This window comes from Streptomyces sp. NPDC058864, assembly GCF_042742985.1.
Classification (GTDB): Bacteria; Actinomycetota; Actinomycetes; order Streptomycetales; family Streptomycetaceae; genus Actinacidiphila.
In genome coordinates this window covers 1-1,969 of the sequence record NZ_JBHYMQ010000155.1, presented here as the reverse complement: position 1 = coordinate 1,969, position 1,969 = coordinate 1, and the positions used below count along the sequence as shown (strand labels likewise).

At 72.2% G+C, this 1,969-nt stretch carries 3 protein-coding genes; all 3 read left to right on the top strand.

Going from position 1 to position 1,969, the window contains the following annotated elements:
* The first annotated feature begins 39 nt into the window (after positions 1-39).
* From ACFW3D_RS42085 to ACFW3D_RS42075, 3 genes are read left to right on the top strand one after another with little or no spacing between them, the layout of a single operon-like run.
* Positions 40-420 carry an RRQRL motif-containing zinc-binding protein gene (locus ACFW3D_RS42085; RefSeq protein ID WP_500513775.1) on the top strand — a complete coding sequence of 127 codons (381 nt, stop codon included), beginning with the start codon at positions 40-42 and terminating at the stop codon, positions 418-420.
* Positions 421-434: 14 nt separating this feature from the next.
* Positions 435-812 carry a hypothetical protein gene (locus ACFW3D_RS42080; RefSeq protein ID WP_378844453.1) on the top strand — a complete coding sequence of 126 codons (378 nt, stop codon included), beginning with the start codon at positions 435-437 and terminating at the stop codon, positions 810-812.
* A complete protein-coding gene (locus tag ACFW3D_RS42075; RefSeq protein WP_500513772.1) occupies positions 812-1,945 on the top strand; it encodes a conjugal transfer protein in 1,134 nt (377 codons plus the stop codon). The genes ACFW3D_RS42080 and ACFW3D_RS42075 overlap by 1 nt, the downstream gene beginning before the upstream one ends.
* The last annotated feature ends 24 nt before the right edge of the window (positions 1,946-1,969 follow it).

Below are 1,969 nucleotides of genomic sequence, written 5' to 3'. Positions count from 1 at the left end.
CCACCAGACCGCCCCGACCAGCCAATAGGAGGTGAACCAGTGAAGTTCTTCGACCCCGAGGGCCACGAGTTCGGAGTCCCGACCTTCCCCCGGAAGCTGGCACCCGAGGGCCTGGACACCCGCCGCCAGCTCCGCGCCCGCGGCCTGCGGCCCGGCGGTCAGCCGGTCGTCGCCCAGATCCTCTGGCTCGGCCGGCGCCCGCCCGGAACCCGCGAACGCCTGGTCCGCGCCGCCTACCTCTACCGCCTCGACCTCGCCCTCCCGGTCCGACCGATGACGCCCGGCCTGTGGCGCGCACACCGAGCCATGATGCGCGCCCGCCGGACCTGTCCGGTCTGCCTGGTCACCTATCCCTACGTGATCCCGACGTCCCTGGGCTGCTGCTCCAGGTGCGCCGATGCCCCGGCCCTCGCGGCCTGAAGGAGACGAACACCGTGGACACCACCCCGACCCCGTACATCCCCCAGCAGCTCCCCGCGGCCGTCCCGCCCGGCGTGACGATCGGCTACACCCCGCAGGGTCAGCCGGTCTACATCCCGCAGACCGCGCAGGCCCCCGTCGTCGTGCAGATGCCGACCCAGCCCATCCCGGCCTGGCTCCGCAACGGCCTGATCGCCGCCGTCGGCCTGCTCATCCTCTGCACCCCCGCGACCGTCCTCCTCGTCGTCGCCGCGCCGGCCATCGCGGCCATGGGCCAGGCCATCGCCTACGGCGGCATCGGCATCGGGATCGGCGTCATCGGCGTCGCCGCCGCCATCAAGGAACTGCGCGTCACGCCCCGCGCCCCCCGCCCTGTGAAGAAGGCGAAGTGATGGCCCTCTCCTTCATGACGTCACGAGTCCACGACGCCACGACGCCACAACAGACCCAGGAAGGCAGCACCACCATGAAGAACCCCATCAGCCGGATGCAGAAGACCCTCCTGTGGGTGACCATCGTGCCGATGCTCGCCATCGGCATCCTCGGCGGCGTCGGCACCTACTCCAACCTCTCCCACCGCTACGGCGGCGAGACCGCCCTGGGCGCGCTCGCCGCCGGTGAGGGCGCCACGGCCGTCATGGCCCTGGTCCTCCTGGTCACCACCCTGTTCAACCGGCCCGCGCCCCTCGTGGTCCGCCTCGGCCTGTGGGCCCTGCCGGCCGCCGCCGCCGCGATGGGTGCCACCGCCGCCAAGGGCATCGGCCAGACCATCGTCTACGCCCTCACCCCCATGGCCATCACCGCCGCTGCCGAGGCCATCGCCTACCTCGCCCGCATCGTCGTCATCCACCAGGACGGCCGCGACATCGAGGCGGAGACCCGCGCCGCCGCCGTCATCCGCGACCTCGCCTACCACCAGGCCCGCGCCGCCGCCCACCCGGACAAGAAGGTCCGCGCCAAGTCCGTGAAGAAGTCCTGGAAGCTCGCGGCGAAGGTGGGCGCGGGTGACACCACCCTCGGCACGGACCTCCTGGACGTCCAGCGCGACCGCCTCACCCAGAGCGCGGGCGTCGCCCTGGAGCGGATGTTCACCCCCGGCATCACGGCCCCGGTGCCCGCCCTCCTCGCGGCATCCGCACCCCAGGCCCCGGCCATCCTTCCTCCGGCCGCTGGTGACGCCACGACGGCACGAGCCCACGAGTCCACCATCCACGCGGACACCAGTGGATATCCGTCCGACACCAGCTCTGACCAGGTCGAAAAGACCCCGAACATCCGCCCGGCACTCTCGCTCGTCCGCGCCGGAAAGGAGAAGACGGCCAGCATGTCCGCCGACGTCAAGCAGATGGTCGCGGACGGGGTCCAGGACGTCCGTCACGTCATCGACGCCGTCGCCACCCGCCACCAGCGGGACCCCGAGGACCGGCGCTTCCGCCAGACGGTCACCCGCTACTGGCGCGATGCCACCAAGGCCGAGACCGCCCAGGCCATCAACCAGGCCGACCAGCCCAGCCCCTACCGGTAGCCCCCGCGCCGGTGACTCACCAGC

Bases quoted from the DNA above. Each gene is read 5' to 3' on its own strand.
- ACFW3D_RS42075 (WP_500513772.1), top strand. From the start codon at position 812: ATGGCCCTCTCCTTCATGACGTCACGAGTCCACGACGCCACGACGCCA.